This is a genomic window from Burkholderiales bacterium (assembly GCA_013695435.1).
GTDB lineage: Bacteria > Pseudomonadota > Gammaproteobacteria > Burkholderiales > JACMKV01 > JACMKV01.
Map to the genome: position 1 here is coordinate 1 of JACDAM010000162.1, position 18,156 is coordinate 18,156.

Annotated in this window: 18 protein-coding genes; 6 read left to right on the forward strand and 12 right to left on the reverse strand. The window is 58.1% G+C overall.

The annotated features are described in order from the left end of the window. The 6 genes from zapD to ccsA form a co-directional block, all read right to left on the reverse strand. Positions 1–752 (reverse strand): cell division protein ZapD (zapD, locus tag H0V78_08380; GenBank protein ID MBA2351793.1); only part of this gene is annotated, 752 nt, incomplete at its 3' end. 51 nt (positions 753–803) lie between these two features. After that, positions 804–1,430 (reverse strand): dephospho-CoA kinase, encoded by a 627-nt coding sequence (locus H0V78_08385; GenBank protein ID MBA2351794.1) that lies wholly within the window; start codon positions 1,428–1,430, stop codon positions 804–806. A 13-nt stretch (positions 1,431–1,443) separates the two neighbouring features. Next, entirely contained in the window at positions 1,444–2,319 is an 876-nt protein-coding gene (locus H0V78_08390) for a prepilin peptidase (protein ID MBA2351795.1), read from the reverse strand. Positions 2,320–2,416: 97 nt separating this feature from the next. After that, a complete protein-coding gene (locus H0V78_08395; protein ID MBA2351796.1) occupies positions 2,417–3,637 on the reverse strand; it encodes a type II secretion system F family protein in 1,221 nt (406 codons plus the stop codon). Positions 3,638–3,647: 10 nt separating this feature from the next. After that, positions 3,648–5,357, reverse strand: a complete 1,710-nt coding sequence (pilB, locus tag H0V78_08400) for a type IV-A pilus assembly ATPase PilB (protein MBA2351797.1) — start codon at positions 5,355–5,357, stop codon at positions 3,648–3,650. A gap of 115 nt (positions 5,358–5,472) precedes the next feature. Further along, positions 5,473–6,342, reverse strand: a complete 870-nt coding sequence (gene ccsA / locus H0V78_08405) for a cytochrome c biogenesis protein CcsA (protein ID MBA2351798.1) — start codon at positions 6,340–6,342, stop codon at positions 5,473–5,475. A gap of 80 nt (positions 6,343–6,422) precedes the next feature. Here ccsA and ffh point away from each other — a divergent pair, with 80 nt between their 5' ends. The 5 genes from ffh (at position 6,423) to rplS (ending at position 10,034) form a co-directional block, all read left to right on the forward strand. Next, the gene (gene ffh, locus H0V78_08410) at positions 6,423–7,772 is read left to right on the forward strand and encodes a signal recognition particle protein (protein MBA2351799.1); all 1,350 of its coding nucleotides are present in this window, start codon (positions 6,423–6,425) and stop codon (positions 7,770–7,772) included. Positions 7,773–7,970: 198 nt separating this feature from the next. Further along, positions 7,971–8,285 carry a 30S ribosomal protein S16 gene (rpsP, locus tag H0V78_08415; protein ID MBA2351800.1) on the forward strand — a complete coding sequence of 105 codons (315 nt, stop codon included), beginning with the start codon at positions 7,971–7,973 and terminating at the stop codon, positions 8,283–8,285. Positions 8,286–8,304: 19 nt separating this feature from the next. Further along, on the forward strand, positions 8,305–8,808 hold the full coding sequence (rimM, locus tag H0V78_08420) for a ribosome maturation factor RimM (protein MBA2351801.1): 504 nt from the start codon (positions 8,305–8,307) through the stop codon (positions 8,806–8,808). 25 nt (positions 8,809–8,833) lie between these two features. Beyond that, positions 8,834–9,631 (forward strand): tRNA (guanosine(37)-N1)-methyltransferase TrmD, encoded by a 798-nt coding sequence (trmD, locus tag H0V78_08425; GenBank protein MBA2351802.1) that lies wholly within the window; start codon positions 8,834–8,836, stop codon positions 9,629–9,631. A 25-nt stretch (positions 9,632–9,656) separates the two neighbouring features. Next, complete coding sequence (gene rplS, locus H0V78_08430) at positions 9,657–10,034, forward strand: 50S ribosomal protein L19 (GenBank protein ID MBA2351803.1); 378 nt, start codon at positions 9,657–9,659, stop codon at positions 10,032–10,034. A 53-nt stretch (positions 10,035–10,087) separates the two neighbouring features. Here the strand turns inward: rplS and H0V78_08435 are convergent, their stop codons facing one another. Together H0V78_08435 and H0V78_08440 are read right to left on the reverse strand one after the other, a co-directional pair. After that, entirely contained in the window at positions 10,088–10,465 is a 378-nt protein-coding gene (locus tag H0V78_08435) for a response regulator transcription factor (protein ID MBA2351804.1), read from the reverse strand. 99 nt (positions 10,466–10,564) lie between these two features. Next, a complete protein-coding gene (locus H0V78_08440) occupies positions 10,565–11,197 on the reverse strand; it encodes a response regulator transcription factor (GenBank protein MBA2351805.1) in 633 nt (210 codons plus the stop codon). Positions 11,198–11,341: 144 nt separating this feature from the next. On the opposite strand from H0V78_08440, the gene H0V78_08445 reads away from it, so the two are divergent. Next, positions 11,342–12,394: a DNA topoisomerase IB gene (locus H0V78_08445; protein ID MBA2351806.1), complete on the forward strand. Its 1,053-nt coding sequence runs from the start codon at positions 11,342–11,344 to the stop codon at positions 12,392–12,394. A 297-nt stretch (positions 12,395–12,691) separates the two neighbouring features. Here H0V78_08445 and H0V78_08450 read toward each other — a convergent pair whose 3' ends face one another. The 4 genes from H0V78_08450 to H0V78_08465 form a co-directional block, all read right to left on the reverse strand. Then, positions 12,692–12,934, reverse strand: coding sequence for a hypothetical protein (locus H0V78_08450; protein ID MBA2351807.1), 243 nt, complete (start codon positions 12,932–12,934; stop codon positions 12,692–12,694). A 22-nt stretch (positions 12,935–12,956) separates the two neighbouring features. After that, positions 12,957–13,274: a BON domain-containing protein gene (locus H0V78_08455; protein ID MBA2351808.1), complete on the reverse strand. Its 318-nt coding sequence runs from the start codon at positions 13,272–13,274 to the stop codon at positions 12,957–12,959. A gap of 55 nt (positions 13,275–13,329) precedes the next feature. Next, a complete protein-coding gene (locus H0V78_08460) occupies positions 13,330–14,430 on the reverse strand; it encodes a sigma-54-dependent Fis family transcriptional regulator (protein ID MBA2351809.1) in 1,101 nt (366 codons plus the stop codon). Between the two features lie 187 nt (positions 14,431–14,617). Then, on the reverse strand, positions 14,618–18,055 hold the full coding sequence (locus H0V78_08465) for a PAS domain S-box protein (GenBank protein MBA2351810.1): 3,438 nt from the start codon (positions 18,053–18,055) through the stop codon (positions 14,618–14,620). Positions 18,056–18,156: the final 101 nt, after the last annotated feature.

An 18,156-nucleotide genomic window follows, 5' to 3' on the forward strand; every position in this document is an offset into this window, starting at 1 on the left:
AGATTACAGAAAGTCAGTTCGAACGGCACATCGATTTCGGCAACGCGCGGCCGCTGCGCGCCTTCCTGGATGGTGAAACGAATATTGAGCGCGTATTTGTTCGCGCTGATCTCCGGCACACACGTGAATTCGCGGCTCAGTCTGATCAGCAGCATCTGCGCCTGGCGACCGGTCATCATTTGCTGAAACACGCCCTGCGCCGCCATCTGCTGCGTCGACTTGCCGCTATCGCGGAGCACGCGAAGGACAATGGCAATGCCGTTACGGATCGGCAAAAATGGCTCGAGCCAGTTTTCGAGATCGCCGCGGCGCACGGCCGCGTCCTGATTCAGCCAGTAATGATAAGACGGTAAGTCGAATTCGCAGGCGCCGCCCGGAATGCTGGTGCGCTGCTTGATGCTCATCAGCCATTCGTTGTCGCGCAAATCCTGACCGACCTTTCCGGGAACTTCCAGCAACTGTGTCGCAGTCGTCTCGATATCGTCCAGCACGCTTTCCAGCGCCTGTTCCGAAATCGCGGGGTTGCCGCGCAAGGCGTCGAGCGTTTGTTTCTGGCGCTCGAGTTCCTGCAGCAGATCGGACTTCAAATCGGCGCGGCTGGCCACTTCGAGAATCTCAAAAAGCGCAAGCAGCGCCGAATGGTGATCGTAAGGGCCCGCTTTCGCCGAAAAATATTGCACCTTGTCGTACAAATCTTCGAGACGCAAAAGCGTGCGGATGCGCTCGCCGAGCGGGTATTCGTAGCTGATCACGATGGAGGGGGAGCGGATTGGAGACTGAATTTTGCGTTATTCGGCGTGCTTTTACAAATTGACGGCGGGTGTTGCGCCACGCGCATATGCCATCTCCAGATATCTCTCGTGCAGCGTTTGTACCGAGAGCTTCAGTTCTTCGGGCCCTGCCGAATTGTCGATGATGTCGTCGCTGCGGCCAAGGCGCTCGCTTCGGCTTAACTGCGATGCCATGATTGCCCGCACGTCATTCTCGGCAAGACCGCGCCGGACCGTACGCTCGATCTGCTGATGCTCGGCGCAATCGACAAGCAGCACGCGATCTACGAGTTCGCGCAGCGCGCTCGTTTCGAGTAAGAGCGGCACGACCAGTACCCCATAAGGTGTTTTCAACGCGCCGACTTCGGTCTCCGCGGCTCGTCGAATTTCCGGGTGCAGGATCGACTCCAGCGCGGATCGGGCGCGAGCATCGGAAAAAACACGGCTGCGCAGTTTGCTTCGGTTCAAGGTCCCGTCCGGTTCGAAAAAATCATCACCGAAGGCGCGTCGTATCGCAGCTATGGTTGCTGTGCCTGGCAGGGTCAGGTGATGAGAAATAACGTCGGTGTCGACAATCCCGGCGCCAAGTTCCCCAAAGAAATCGGCTGCGCGCGATTTACCACACCCGATACCACCTGTGAGGCCTACCGTGAACGGCATCCGTGAACAGGCCCTAGATTCCAAGATAGGCGCGGTTGAGCGCCGGCCCCCAAAACAGCGCGATCAGCGCGGCGAGCACCAGATAAGGTCCGAATGGAATCGGCACATTACGCCCGTGGCGGGCGAATACGATCAGCCCGATACCAATGACTGCGCCGACCAGCGACGACAGCAGAATCACCGCGGGCAGCAGTTGCCAGCCAAACCATGCGCCAATCGCCGCAAGCAGCTTGAAGTCGCCGAAACCCATGCCTTCCTTGCCGGTGGCAAGCTTGAACAGCCAATACACAGACCAGAGCGTCAGGTAGCCGGCAGCGGCGCCGATCACGGCGGAATTCAGGTCCGTAAAAACCGCGCCCAGATTCAGCAAGAGACCGCTCCACAGCAGCGGCAGCGTGATGTTGTCAGGCAGCAACTGGGTGTCGATATCGATGAAGGCGAGCACGAGCAGGGCCCATACAAAAAACAATGCCGCCAACGTTTGCACGTTGAAACCGAAGTGAAACGCGACGAACGCGCTGAGAACCGCGGTCAGAATCTCGATCAGCGGGTAGCGCAGCGAGATCGGCGTTTTGCACGCCGCGCATTTACCACGCAGAAACACATAGCTCAACACCGGGATATTTTGCAGCGCCCCGATGGTGTGCCCGCAAGCGGGGCAGCGCGACCTCGGCCTGATCAGGTTGAACGGGGGTAAGGCCGCCGATTCGGCGCCTGGGGAGCCGTGCGATTCACTGCGACTCAATTCGGCGCATTGCTCGCGCCACTCGCGTTCGAGCATTTTAGGAACGCGGTGAATGGCGACGTTGATAAAACTGCCGACGACAAGGCCGAGCAGGCCGCATACCGAAATGAATAGAGAGGGTAAACTTTGCAGCGCGTCAATCACAAGATCAGGGGGAAAGGAAAGGCGGAATTGTCGGTGCTGATGAAAAGGCGCAAAAGACCGGTCTTCCGATCCTTTGCGCCGACTTTTCGAGCTCTCGTTATACGACCTGGCCGAGTTTGAAAATCGGCAAATACATCGCGATGACCATGCCGCCGATCAAGACACCCAACACGACCATGATGATGGGCTCCATCAGACTGCTTAGCGCTTCAACGGAATCGTCGACTTCAGCCTCGAAAAAATCCGCGACCTTGGACAGCATGGAGTCGAGCGCACCCGACTCTTCGCCGATCGCGACCATCTGCAGCACCATATTCGGGAACACTTCACTGTTCTGCATGGCGATCGTCAAGCTGGTGCCGGTTGAAATTTCTCCCTGGATTTTTTTCGTCGCCTCGAGGTAAACGTGATTGCCGGCGGCGCCACCGACCGAGTCGAGCGCTTCGACCAGCGGCACGCCGGCCGCGAACATGGTCGACAGGGTCCGCGTCCAGCGAGCCATGGTCGCTTTGCGGAGGATCTCGCCGAACAGCGGCATGCGCAGCAGCCAGCGATCCATCACCATCTGCATTTTTTTAGACCGCTTCCAGGTATAGAAGAAGAACCAGCCACCACCGCCCAGAACGCCGACAATCAGATACCAGTAACTCACAAAAGCATCCGACATCGCAATCACCATCAAGGTCGGCGCCGGTAAGTCGGCGCCGAAACTCGTGAACACCTGCTTGAACGCGGGAATCACGAACAGCATGATGACGGCGGTGATGATGAAGGCAACGACAATGATCGAAATCGGATAGAACAATGCCGATTTGATTTTGCCCTTGATCGCGATAATTTTTTCTTTGTAGGTTGCTAACCGGTCGAGCAGGCTGTCGAGAATACCGGCCTGCTCGCCGGCGCTGATCAGATTGCAATACAGTGCGTCGAAATGAAGCGGATGCTTGCGGAACGCCTGGCTCAGGCTGCTGCCGGTTTCGATGTCAGACTTGATTGTGCCGAGCAATTTCTGCACCGACCCGTTGCTGTGTCCCTTGCCGACGATGTCGAACGACTGCAGCAGCGGAACGCCGGCTTTCATCATGGTTGCAAGCTGGCGCGTAAACAGCGCGATGTCCTTGTCGGTGATTTTCTTGCCGCGCCGGGCTCTCTGCTTCTTGATTTTGACCTGGGTCATGCCTTGCCGGCGCAGCGTCGCATTGACGACCGATTCCGCGCTCGCGCGGATTTCGCCGCGCATCGACTTGCCGGATTTGTCACGTCCGACCCATGAGAAGTTGTATTGCTTGACATCTCTTTTCGCAATCACGGCAGCCATCGTTTGCTCCCTATTCGTTGGTAACGGCCTCGACTTCTTCGAGCGAAGTCATGCCGAGTTTCACTTTCAATAGTCCCGCGCGCCGCAAATCGCTTATGCCGTCGCGTTTCGCCTGATCGGCGATATCGATCGCGTTCCCCTGGCGCATGATGATGCGCGTCATCTCGTCGGAAATCGGCATTACCTGATATAGCCCGACGCGTCCCTTGTAACCGGTGTTTTTGCAGATATCGCAGCCGACCTGGTGATAGGGCTCCCAGCTTCCATCGACGTCTTCTTCGGTAAAACCGGCGGCGAGCAACGCCTCGATCGGGATATCGGCCGGGCGTTTGCAACTGCACAGGCGCCGCGCCAGCCGTTGCGCCGTGATCATCAGCACCGACGACGCGATATTGAATGGCGCAATTCCCATGTTCATCAGCCGCGTCAACGTGCTGGGCGCATCGTTGGTATGCAGGGTCGACAGTACCAGGTGACCGGTCTGCGCGGCTTTGATCGCGATTTCGGCGGTTTCCAGATCGCGAATTTCGCCGACCATTATGACGTCCGGATCCTGACGTAGAAAAGCGCGTAGCGCCGCTGAAAAAGTCAATCCGGCCTTGTCGTTGACGTTCACTTGATTGACGCCCGGCAGATTGATTTCGGACGGATCTTCGGCAGTCGAAATATTGGTGCCCGGCTTGTTCAGAATGTTCAGACAGGTGTACAGCGAGACCGTCTTGCCGCTGCCAGTCGGGCCGGTAACCAGGATCATTCCGTAGGGCCTGGCGATGGCATTCATCAATAATTGTTTTTGATCCGGGTCGTAACCCAGCGCATCGATACCGAGTTGGGCGCTCGACGGATCGAGAATCCGCATGACGATTTTCTCGCCGAACAGCGTCGGCAGCGAACTCACCCGAAAATCGATTGCCCGCGATTTCGACATCACCAACTTGGTCCTGCCGTCCTGCGGCACGCGTTTTTCGGAGATGTCCATCTTGGATATCACCTTGATGCGCGAAGCGATTTTTTCCTTGATCGCGAGCGGCGGCTGCGAAATCTCGTAGAGGACGCCATCCATGCGGTAGCGAATCCGGAAGAATTTTTCGTACGGCTCGAAGTGAATATCGGAAACGTTGGAATTGATTGCGTCGAGCAGGATCTTTTGCAGGTACTTTACGACCGGCGCATCGTCGACATCGGCGCTATCGTCCGCCGTGGCTTGCGCCTCGGCATCAGCGAATTCGAGCGTCACGTCGTCGCCGACCAGATCGGTCAGGTTGACATCGCTGGTTTCGACAGTCTTGTGAATCAAAGCCGAGAGTTTGTCGTCTTCTACGACGATCGGATCGATGATGAGGCCGGTCTGAAACTTGATGTCCTCGAGTGCGGTCCGATTGCTGGGATCGGATACGCCGAGGAAAAGACGATTGCCTCGCTTGTATAAGGGCAATACGCGCCGCGTCTGCATGACCTTGCTATCGATCAGCTTCTTCGGCAGGTGATCGGGGTCGAATGCATTCAGATCGAATAACGGGAAACCGAATGTGTAAGCGGCGAATTCCGCGAGTTCGCGCGCATTCATCTTTTTGCTCAGGAGCAGTTGCTCGGCAAAGCTCAGTTGCGCGGAAGCCGCCTGCGACTGCAGCGTTTCGGCTTCGAGCTCGCGCAGTTTGCCCTTTTGCACGAGAGCCCGACCCAAACCGGTTAAATTACTTTGCAAAGTTGCTGCAACCATATTGAATTGCCGTGATATTTGACTTGCGGAATAATGCACGTACGGCGTCTGTTTGTAAAGATACCGTCGGTCGGAAGGGGGTGTAGGCCAAGGCGCAAGGCGCGCCCGCAGGATGTTACCGCTGCAGAATGACTTCGAGGACGAGGCGACTGCCGATGTAAGCAAGCACCAGTGTGATGAATCCGGCAAGTGTCCAGCGCACCGCCGTACTCCCGCGCCATCCGTAGAATCTTCGTCCGCTCAGGAGCAGCGCGAAAATCAGCCACGACAACAGCGCGAAAACAGTCTTGTGGGTCAACGGCAGCGGTTTTCCGAACAGGTTTTCGGAAAAAATGAAACCGCTGACCAAGGTCAGCGTCAGCAGCGCGAATCCCGCTGCGATGATTCGAAACAGCAGTTTCTCCATAGTCAGCAGCGGGGGCAGTCCGTGCAGTATCGGCGGCATTGCGCCGCTATGCAGCCGTCGCTCGAGCATGGTCATCAAAATGACATGCAACGAAGCGATCGTGAACAGGCTATAGGCGAGCAGGCCGATCAGCAGATGCGCGCGGAACGCCGGCGAAGCCGTATTTTCGAGCGGATGCAGCGCGGGGAAGGCCGCAGGCGCCGCAGCGCAAAACGCCGCGATCGGGATGACCAGCGTTTGCAAACCTCGCAGGTTGTAAAAAAAATTGCCGAGCCAGTAGATCAGCACCGTAAGCCAGAGGATTGCGGAAATAGCGACACCAACACCGAGGTGCAGGCCGCCGTCCGCGAACAGCAGTCGATACAACAACGCGGTATGGAGGGCGAGTGGAACAAAAACAGCGAGCTGATCGAGCCAATTGCTGCGCTGCCGGGAATCATTGCTGTGCGTATCAGCAGCGATCGGTAGCGGTCCACCGAGCGCGGCGCCTGCTTGCGGACGCCAGGCGCCGCGCCAGAAGTGAATAGCGAGCACCGCATACAGCAGTGCATTGATGAGATAAGGTAAAATGCCGGACATCGGTATCGGTTTTCGCGTTTCAGTCTACACCATCTTGCGTCGGCGAATCTTGTCCCCCTGGCGCATCCAGCGGAGTTTCCATGTTCGAGAATCTGTCGCAACGCCTGTCCGGCGTCATCAAGAATTTGCGTGGTCAGGCGCGCCTGAGCGAAGAGAATATTCAGGACGCCCTGCGCGAAGTCCGGATGGCGCTGCTCGAAGCGGATGTCGCGGTGCCTGTCGTCAAGGATTTTATCGAGCGCATCAGGAAAGATGCGCTGGGCGAAGAAGTGATGGGCAGCCTGACGCCGGGACAAGCGGTAGTTGGCATCGTCCATCGTGAACTCGTGCGTCTGATGGGTGAACGCAATGACGCGCTGAATCTGCATGCCGCGCCGCCTGCCGTGATCCTGATGGCCGGGCTGCAAGGCGCCGGCAAGACCACCACCGCAGGCAAGCTGGCGAAACTCCTGCGTGAACAACGCAAGAAAAAAGTGCTGCTCGCCAGCTGCGACGTGTACCGCCCCGCCGCGATCGAGCAGTTGCGCGTTTTGGCTGATCAAATCGGCGCGGATTTCTTCGCAGCCGATACGGTTTCCGAGCCGGTGCGGATCGCCAGCGCCGCACTCGACCACGCGCGCCGCCATTTTCACGATGTGCTGATCGTGGACACCGCGGGCCGCCTCGCCATTGATCAGGCGATGATGCGCGAAATCGCCGATTTGCACGGTGCTGTCAAACCGATCGAAACGCTTTTTGTTGTCGACGCGATGCAAGGCCAGGACGCCGTCAATACTGCGAAAGCATTTGCGGCAGCCCTGCCCCTGACCGGCATTGTGCTGACCAAACTCGATGGCGACGCGCGCGGCGGCGCTGCGCTGTCCGTGCGCCATATCACGGGAAAGCCGATCAAGTTTATCGGCGTCGGCGAAAAGTTGACGGGCCTCGAAGCTTTTCATCCGGAACGGATGGCTTCGCGCATTCTCGGCATGGGCGATGTGCTGACGCTGATAGAGGACGCGCAGCGCAATGTCGATCACGCCGAAGCTGAGAAGCTGGCAAAAAAGGTCAAGGCCGGCAAAGGTTTCGATCTGGAGGATTTCAAGGCGCAGTTGCGACAAATGAAAAAGCTGGGTGGCATGAGTGCGTTGCTCGACAAGTTGCCAGCGCAATTGAGCCAAGCCGCGCAGGGCAGCCAGTTCGACGAAAAAATCCTTGGGCGCATCGAAGGCATCATCGATTCCATGACGACGCGCGAGCGCGCAAAGCCGGAAATTCTAAAGGCGTCGCGCAAACGCCGGATAGCGGCCGGCGCTGGGGTCAGCGTTCAGGAAGTGAATCAGTTGCTGAACCAGTTCGAGCAGATGCAAAAGATGATGAAAATGGTTTCGAAAGGCGGCGCCGCCAAAATGATGCGGAGTATGAAAGGCATGCTGCCAGGCATGCGTTAAATGCCTGCTCAGCGCTCGGACGTCCTGTCGCGATGAACAGTAACGCGCCGGGTTTCCCGGCAAAAACTTGCCTAGGCTGGCGGCGGCAGCGTAAAATCCCGCCTTTTCTCTCTCAGCGCAGGGCTTCGCGCATTCACGACTGCATTTGCGATTCAATCCGCGGCCAACTCGGCGCGGCTATAACCCGGCGGGCAAACAATGGTAGTGATTCGACTGGCGCGCGGCGGCGCAAAAAACCGTCCTTTCTATAACGTAGTCGTGGCTGACTCGCGCCGCGCGCGCGACGGCAAGTTTATCGAGCGCGTCGGTTTTTACAACCCGCTGGCGCGCGGCAATGCCGAAAGTCTGCGCATCGCGCCTGAACGCATCGCGTATTGGCAGGGTCAGGGCGCGAAGCTGAGCGATACCGTCACCCGCTTGTTGAAGCGGCAGAGCCCCAAGCAAAGCGAAAATACCGCTGAGCGGGGCGAAAATACTGCTGTTACCGAAGGTGCGGACACCGCTGCCGTCTGAATCGAAGCGGCTGGTAATAATGGGGCGTGTACTCGCGCCCCTGGGTCTGAATGGATGGGTCAAGCTCTACACTTACACCGAAACGCTGGACGGCCTGGGCGGCCACAAAACGTGGTGGGTGGGACGAGACGAGGCTTCCGGAAGTTTTCGGGATTTCCGTGAAGTCGTACCGGAAGGTTTCGCGGTACAGGGAAAATCGGTCGTCGCGAAATTTCCCGACTGCGAAGACCGCGATGCCGCTCTGGTCTTGAAAGGATCGGTCATCGCGGTGCCGCGCACTTCGCTTCCGGCGAATGACGAAGGCGAGTATTACTGGGCCGATTTGATCGGCCTCGAGGTTGTCCGGGCCGACGGCGGGAAACTCGGGGAAGTCGCCGAATTACTGAAGACGGGTGCGAACGACGTTTTGCGCGTCACGAACGGAAAGGAGAGCCGGCGCGAGCTTCTGATCCCCTTCATCGCTTCGGCGGTAATCGAAGTGGATCTTGCAGCGCGCAGGATCTGCGTGGATTGGGAAGAGTAGGCGAGTGTTGCGCGAAGCATCTTCAATGCAGTTCGATGCGATTACGCTGTTCCCGCGCATGTTCGATGCGGTAACGACGTGCGGCGTCACCGGGCGCGCGCGCGATGCGGGACATTACGAACTCGTATTGTGGAACCCGCGGGATTTCGCTGACGGCGCGTATCGCACCGTAGACGACCGGCCTTACGGCGGTGGTCCGGGTATGGTGATGCTCGCCGAGCCTTTGCGCCGCTCCATCGGCGCTGCCAGGCAGCGGCAAAAAAGCGCCGGTGTCGATCGCAGCAAAACCGTCTACCTGTCACCGCAGGGTCGTCTGCTATCGCAAACCGCCTTGTCGGAGTTGGCCGCCGAGCAAGGTTTGATTTTACTCGCGGGGCGTTACGAAGGCGTAGACGAGCGCGTGATCGAAGAAGAGATCGACGATGAAATTTCGATCGGCGATTATGTTCTTTCGGGCGGCGAGTTGGCGGCGATGGTGGTGATCGATTGTCTGGTGCGGCAAATTCCCGGAGTTTTGGGCGATGCCCGATCGGCGCCCGAGGATTCGTTTGTCAATGGCCTGCTCGACTGGCCGCACTACACGCGGCCGGAAGTTTATCGGGGCAAACAAGTACCCGCGGTATTATTGTCGGGCAACCACGCGGAAATCATGCGTTGGCGATTGCGGCAGGCGTTGGGCAGGACGTGGTTGCGTCGCCCGGAATTGATCGAACGGCTCACGCTGGGCGAGCATGAAAGGATGTTGCTAAACGAATTCAGGCAGGCCATTCAGGATGAGCGGCAAAACCAGGATGAGCGGCAAGCCGGCGAGGAAGTCAGCTAAGGTTCCCTAAGTCAAGGAGCGGTAAGTGAATCTGATCAAGCAGCTTGAAGATGAAGAAATGGCCCGTATCGGAAAGCAATTTCCGGTTTTTGCCCAAGGCGATACCGTGGTCGTGCAGGTCAAGGTCAAGGAAGGAAACCGCGAACGTCTGCAGGCGTTCGAAGGTGTCGTTATCGCGCGTCGTAATCGCGGGCTGAACTCGTCGTTTATCGTGCGCAAGATTTCGTCCGGCGAAGGCGTCGAGCGCACCTTTCAAATGCATTCGCCTTCCATTGCGCAGATCGAAGTCAAACGGCGCGGTGACGTGCGGCGCGCCAAACTTTATTACCTGCGCGAGCGTTCAGGGAAATCGGCGCGTATCAAGGAAAAACTGCAACTGAAGGTCAAACCGGCCGCGACGTAGTTGTTCGGGGGTCGGCCGTTCGATTGGCCAATTTACTGCGCTCGGGAGCTTGCTTACATCGATTCCAGAACTTCGCTGATGCGGGAAAACTCGGTGCTTTTGTCGAAAAAATAATCGGCGCCCGAGTCCTCGCATTTCTTCTGGTACTGCGGGAAAGCGTAGTTCGTCAGAACGATCATTTTCGGTAGCGGCGCAAGATCCATATTCTTCAATGCGTGAACCACATTGATGCCGTTACCATGCCGCAACTGAATGTCGATGATGACAAGATCAGGGCGAGCCTGGCATATTCCATCGATCGCGGTCGATTCGGTGTCGGCGAAGCCGATCACTTCGCTGTGGGGCGTCTCCCCTACAACGTCGATCAGACGTCGACGAACGATCTCGGCATCTTCGACGATGTAAACCCGGATCGGACGCCGTTTTTCCATTTGTTCAATCAACATCCGACAACTATAGACGTTTCAGATGGCGGCGCCATCGGCGGCGTCTGTTAATTCTGTAGGATTATTCCGACAAGCAAAGCAAATCTATTCGACCAAGCCGCTCTTGATCGCGTAGTAAGTGAGATCGGCATTGGTTTTCATCTTCATCTTTTGCAAAATTCTCGAGCGATAAGTGCTCACTGTCTTTACGCTGATGAACAACTCTTCAGCGATTTGCGACGCGGTTTGTCCGACAGCGAGCTTGCAAAAGATCTGGAATTCGCGTTCCGACAAACTTTCGTGCGCGGGTTTGGCGATGTCGCCGCCCAGCTCCAAGGCAAGAGTTTCCGCCAAGGTACCGCTGATGAATTTTTTCCCCTGCGCGACTTTGCGGATCGCATTCACCAACTGGCTGGGCGCGCTTTCCTTGGTCATGTAGCCGGCGGCCCCTGCGCGCAGCAGACTGACAGCGTACTGATCTTCCGGAAACATGCTCAGGATCAGGACCGGCAAATCCGGCCTTTCCTGCCTGATCTGCTTCAGGGTATCGATGCCATTTTTGTCGGGCATCGATATATCGAGCAGCACGACGTCCCAGGACGACTCGCGGATTTTGGCCAACGCCTCTTTGCCGGTGCAGGCTTCTCCACCGACGTGCATATCCTCGACCCCGACCAGAATCTGCTTCAATCCCTCGCGAACGATCGCATGATCGTCGGCAACCAGAATCCTGATCATTTTTTCTACTGGGTCGGACGTTTTGACGGATGACAACATATTATATTGTCTGAGAGAAGGGCGGTCAGGCAGGCGCGAAGCGGCCGGCATGCGTTTTGCTAAAAGTGCTTTTTTCAGTACCGCGTCATCATACCAAATTTCTGCATGCCCGATTCATTGGAGATTGTTTCACAGGATGCCGCCAGACGGGCGGGTCTGCGTTACGTAAACGACCGGACGCCTGGAATCCGGCGCCGTCGTTCTCGCGGCAAGAATTTTACGTATAGCGGTGTCGATGGAAAAACCGTCAAGGGGGCTAAAACCCTTGCGCGCATCAAAACGCTGGCAATTCCGCCCGCATGGCGTGATGTCTGGATATGCGCGCTGCCCGATGGCCATCTGCAGGCGACCGGCCGCGACGCGCGCGGGCGTAAACAATATCGTTATCACGCCGAATGGCGGGCCACTCGCAGCGAAAATAATTTCTCGCGCATGGTGGCTTTCGGCGATGCGCTGCCGAGAATTCGCAAACAGATTGAGGCCGATTTAAAGTTGCCCGGTTTACCCCAGGCGAAAGTGGTGGCGGGGATAATCAAGCTGCTCGATGCGACGGCAATTCGTGTCGGCAACGCCGAATACGCGCGCGACAATCACTCGTTCGGACTGACCACGATGCGGCGGCGTCACGTTGAGGTCAACGGGAAAAAAATCCGCTTTCAGTTTCAGGGCAAAAGCAGTAAACATCACGCTGTCGAATTCGCCGACCACAGGATAGCCAGCATCATCCGCCGTTGTCAGGAGCTGCCCGGCAAGGAATTGTTCAACTATTTCGATGAGCAGGGGGTTGCACGCGACATTTCATCCGATCACGTGAACCAGTATCTGCGCGATGCCTCGGGAGAGCGATTTACAGCCAAGGATTTCCGCACCTGGGTGGGAACGGTCGCGGCGAGCTGTGTATTGAGCCAGTTGCGTGAAGAAGACAGCGGCGGCACCACCAAGCAGCATTTCGATACCGCCGTCAAAGCGGTCGCACTGCATATGGGCAATACGCCCTCGGTTTGCCGCAAGTACTATATACATCCGGGACTAGCTGACGCTCATCGCGACCAAAAGCTTGTTTGTCGCGGTCCAGCCAACAAGAAAGTCTGGACTGGATTCAGCCGAGCGCAGCGTCCTGCAACTGCTGAAGCGGCTCGAGCGGCAGCAAAAGCGTAGTTAATCCCCGTTGCAACGCTGTTGCAGCGTTAAAATGTTTTGATTGGCGTGCTGAACGCAGTCGAGCAGGAAGCAAAAGAAAAGCTGAGCAGGAGAACTAAAAGATCAGTTTCAATACCCCCGTCACGACGAGTAGTCCGATAACGAAAATGATGCCGACACGATCCAAAGAAGAATTTTCACAGTTTGTGATTCCCCTGATGTAACCGCGAAAAGGCCAGCGTGGCGCTGTGTGTCGGAATCAAAAAACGGCGCAAGAAAACGCGCCGTTTTGCTCGCCAGTCGTGTCGGATTGCGCTAGCGCTTAATAAGCCACACCAGCAGCCCGCCGACCAACGCCGCAAGTGCAATCGACGAGAGTGGATTTGCATCGACCAGCTGTCTTGCCTGGCTTGCCGACTTCTCCGCGCCGGAGCGCATACAGTCGGCCCCCGCGCGCAAACCGGTTTCTATTGAACTTGCCGCATCCGCAATTTTATCGTCCGAGCGGTGCGCAAGCTCGGTCGTGGCATCAGCGATCTTTTCCGTTCTAATGTTCATGGCCTATATCCCCGGGGTCAAGTTACTGTTTGCCGCGGATGAGAATGTCATTTTTGACAGACTTTACGCCGTCAACCCTTTTTGCCAAATCTTCAGCACGCCGTTTTGCTTCAGCGTTGTCCGCAAAACCACTCAACTGGACCGTGCCCTTGAAGGTTTCGACACTGATTTGCGTTCCCTTTACGTCAGGGGCGCCCAATAACGCAGTTTTTACCTTTGTGGTGATTGTTGCGTCGTCAATTAAATCCCCGGTACTTCCTTTTGTCTGTGAGCCGGCGCAGCCGGTCAGCGCCAGCAAAAACGTTGCGAAGACCACAAATGCTTTCATTGTCGTTTTCATCTCTAAGTCCTTTTCGAGTTTAATAAACTAGGCGCCCTGGTTTTGACATTTTCTGCTAGCCAAAAGCTTCCCGATCCGCCGGGCGTGTAGCGGAATGGTAATCGTGCGCGGTGCGATATTCGTTGAGCCGGTTGTACAAGGTCTTGAGGCTGAGTCCGAGGACTTCAGCGGCTTTCTTCTTGTTGCCATCGTAATAATCGAGCGTTGCGCAGATCAGCTGTCTTTCCGCCTCCGCGAGCGGTGTGCCGATTTCGAAGCGCAAGCCACGCTCCGCCGCCGGCAGTACCTTGATTTCGGCGTTTTGCTGAAGTAGGCCATCGAGCTCGATGACGTTGTCGGCCAGGATAAATGAGCGCTGCACGAGATTCTTGAGTTCGCGGACATTGCCGGGCCATGAATGCTCGCGCAGGGCTGCGAGCGCTCGCGCCGAAAAGCGCTTGTCGACATCGTCCTCGGCGTCGTTGAGAAGGCCGAGAAAATGTTGCGCCAGCAACTCGACGTCGTCACCGCGCTCGCGCAGCGGCGGGACCTCAATCGGGAACACCGACAGTCGATACAGCAAATCTTCGCGGAGCTGGCCCGCGGCAACGGCAGCTTGCGGATCCCGATTGGTGGCGGCAATGACGCGCACCTTGACTTTGATCTCCTGATCTCCTCCGACTCGCGAAAACGTTCCACTTTCCAGCACGCGCAGCAGCTTTACCTGCAACTCGGGGGCCATCTCGGTGATTTCGTCGAGCAGAACAGTGCCGCCGGCGGCGCGTTCGAAAAAACCCTTGTGCATGCGGTTGGCGCCGGTAAAGCTGCCGCGCTCATGGCCGAACAGTTCCGCCTCGATCAGATTCGGCGATACCGCGCCGCAGTTGATCGGGATGAAAACCTGCTCGCAACGTTTGCTGCGCTGGTGAATAGAGTTTGCGACCAATTCCTTGCCGGTGCCGCTCTCGCCCACAATCAGCACTGTAGCGTCGGTCGGGGCGACTTTGTCTATCGTCCGGTACAGACGCTGCATGGGCCGCGACATGCCATGGATTGCGCCGTAGCTTGTTTTCGTCGTGGGTCGGACGGCGACGGCCGCTCTCGGCATTGCAAAATCGAGGCTCCTGAACGGAAAGTTGATCAGATTTTCGTGGGGCACTGCAATGGCTTGGTCCATGTTTTCAGTTTCTCCCGAAGTGTTACGATGATGAAAGGTTGCTCCTAACAGCAATTAGGCGAATGCTAGTCCGATACGCAATTTGCCGTTATCGGCTCATAACTGATTTTGCTGTAGGCGGAATGGAGGTGGTTGTAGGCGTCGTCCTACAACCCGGGAGCGGGTTAGCAAAAGAAAAAACCCGAAGCTAACCCGTGGCGGACGAGCGGGCTTCCTCGTCCTGACTGGCTTTTGGCAGGGACACCGTGACCGTCGTTCCTTTGCCGGGCGCGCTCGCAACCGAAACATTGCCGAACAGATGGCGCGCGCGCTCGGTCATGCCGCGGATGCCGTTCGATGTCGGCTTGATGCGGTGTCCTTCCGAGAAACCGACGCCATCATCTGCGATCTGCAACAGATAGCCATCGGCGCGCTCCCGCCAAGTCACTATGACGTGACTGGCCTTCGCATGCCGGGTCACGTTGGTCAGCGCTTCCTGGAACACGCGGAAAAACGCGACCGCCAGTTCGTTCGGAACGACGCTATCCTCGGGTTCGGCATCGACCGAGCACGTCGTGCCGGTGCGCTTTTGATACTCCGCAGCCTGCCATTGCAGCGCGGCGACCAGACCGAGATCATCGAGCAAGGTTGGCCGCAACTCGCTCGAGATGCGCCGCATTGCATAAACCGCCGAATCGACGAGTTGCGACATCCCACGGATGCGCTCGACCAATAACCCCTGCGCGGGAGTCAGCCGTGGAATCAGCCACGCGATGTCCATTTTCAGAGCGGTCAGGGTGCCGCCAAGCTCATCGTGAATCTCGCGCGCAAGGTGCGATTTTTCTTCCTCGCGCACGGCTTGCAGGTGATGCGACAACGCGCGCAGTTGTTCGCGCGAATGCTCGACTTCGAGCTGCGCGCGCCGCCTCGCGGTGTCGTCGAACAGCACGCCATCCCACAGCGTTCTGCTGTCCTCGAGCGAAGTTGGCGAGGCTTTGACCGTGACCCACTTGATCTCCTTCAACTCGCGCTGGCGCGGCAACACGCGGCCATCCCACTGCCATTCGGTCATGTGCTGCGCGGCCTCCGCCAGACTACTCGTGAACCGCTCCCGGTCCTGCGGCGGCATCAGACCCAGCAAGGCCTCCGCGTCGGTCTTGACTGCCCCCGGGCCGATGCGAAAAAGTTGATAGACCTTGCGGCTGACGTAACGGAAATGAATGCTGGCGCCGTCGGTTTCCAGCTGAAATACCATGCCTGGGACATTGGAAGTCATCGCTTCGTAGCGCGCTTCGCTGCTGCGCAGCGCGATTTCGGCTGCGCGACGTTCGGTCATGTCGTAGCAGGCGCCTATATATCCGGTGAAGCGGCCGCGCTGATCGTAGAACGGCTGGCTGAAATCGAGCAGGGAACCGTAACTGCCGTCGGCGCGCCGCAACCGGTATTCGACCTCGAAGCCGGTGCGCTCCGTCAACACTTCGCCATGCGCCTGCATGCAACGCTCGCGGTCGTCGGGGTGCACGCCTTCGAGCCAGCCATCGCCCAGCTCCTGCTCAAGGCTACGCCCTGTAAAATCCAGCCACGCCCGATTGAAGTAATCGCACCTGCCGGACGCATCCGAACGCCGCACCGGATTCGGGAAGTCGCCAATCAGCTTCATGTAAAAATCGCGCGATTCGCGAATTTTCTGCTCGACGTTTTTCCGCTCCGTTACGTCACGCGTGATGACCGAGAAACCCTGCAGTTGACCTTGCTCATCGCGCATCGGCGTAATGACTTCGTCGGCGCAGAATTCGCCGCCATCGGCGGTCACCCGCAAGTCCTCGTCTTCGTAACGCCCCTGCGTCGCGGCAAGCTGCAGCGATCGCTCGGGCAGGGAACGCTCGATCTGTTCTTCAGTGAAGAAGATCGAAAAATGTTTGCCGAGGATGTCTTCGGCTGCGTAGCCCTTGGTCAGTTGCGCGCCTTCATTCCAGCTCGTAATCAGGCCATCGGTCGATAAGGTGTAGATCGCGTAATCGCGCACCACGCTGGAAATCAGGCGCGAACGCTGCTCTGCTTCACGCGCCGCGCGCTCGACGGCCACGCGTTGCCGCACTTCGTAGGCGAGCGCTTGATTCGAAATCGATAACTGGCGTGACCGCCGCCAGGCGGTCTGCAGCAGAAAAGCCATGAAAGCGAGCAGCGAAGCGAGACCGATCCCGGACGCCAGGGCCGCCTCCGGGATCGATGATTGGGTTTGCCGGACCGTTTCGTGGGTAGGCGTGACAGTTAATTGCCAGGCGCTATCGCCACCCTGGCTGAGCGGTATGGTTTCGGTCACCGCCCACGATCGCGCCAGCTTTTCGCCTGGCCCGGATGGATCGTAGATGATTTGATCGCCTTGCTTCAGGGTCGCAGCAAAGCCTGGAAACTGGTTTTTCAGGAGGCCGTCCAACAAGGGCTGCAAACGGAACACGCCGACGACAACGCCGGCAAGCGTCGCCTCTGCCGGATTGCCCGCTGCGCCATTGCCGCCGCCAGGCCGGTAAACCGGCGCGTAAACGTGCAACTCGCGACCGCCGCCGGCGAGATCAATCGATCCGGTCACGGCGACGTCGCGATGCGCCAACGCCGAATCGAGGGCGGCGCGATGGGCAGGATCGTCACTGAGAATCAGCCCGCTGGCCGCTTTGTCACCGCTTTCATCACCCGATGCGGGCTCGGCCCATTGCACGCGGAGGTCGTCATCAGCCCAATAAAGCGCAGTCAAGTCCGACAGATATTTGACATACTGGTTTGCTTCCGTGCGCCATTGCGCTTCGCTGGGCTGATAGATTTGCCAGCGCGCGGCAAAACGGCGCAGCGTCTCTGTGCGCGCTTGCACGTGCTCGGCAACGTCGCCGCGCATTGCGGCAGCGGTTCGAGCAACGGCCTGCTGTGCGTCGCCCGCTTCCTGGACGCGCAATGCCTGCCAGAGCAGAAGCGTGCAAATGAAAACCCCGAACCAGAGCGGGATCGGCGCCCACTTCCTCAACTCGATTCGCTCGGCCCCGGAAAAGATGTAGATGGTGAGGGAGAGACCGAGCGCGATGAATGCGATCGAAATCTCCAGTTCGGCGCCGCTGAAGCGCAGGCTGTCGTAAACGAAGCGGCTGCCGCTGACATGGGCGAACAGGGAAACCAGCGAGATCGCCAGCACGGCGGAGGCGGCGAGCGCGACGATGACGTCGGATGCGAGCTGTTCGCGCGCCGCTGCGAGTACCGCGACCATCGTGCCTATCAGGACAAGATTCAGTGCGGTCAGAAGTGAGATCGACGCAGCGTCGCCGGCCGTATCGGCGAAAAGGCTGCCGACAGAAAGCGCCGCCGGCAACTGCCAACCGGCGCCGAATTCGACCAGATGCACGCCGCCAAGGACGATGACAGCTACGGCAAGCGCGATGCTCAGGATTCGCGCGCGAAACGTGCACGACATCAGCGATGCACCGCCCAGCAACAGCCCGAGCGCGACGTGCGGCGGCATCCTGGACGCAACCGATTCCAACGCTTGCGCCCAGTTCATGTCGAAACGCGCCACCAGCGCCAGCGCCGCGTAGACCGCGACGACGAAGCCGGTAACGAACAGGAAGATCGCAGGCCGGGCGGGAAAATTCGGTCTGGTCATGCGCGGCGAATTGCTGGAAGTGCGCGGCCGCGAGGCGAGTGCCTCCGTAACGGACGCGCTGGCCGCGATGCGCTCGTCAGGGGTTCGCGAAGCCAAGGATT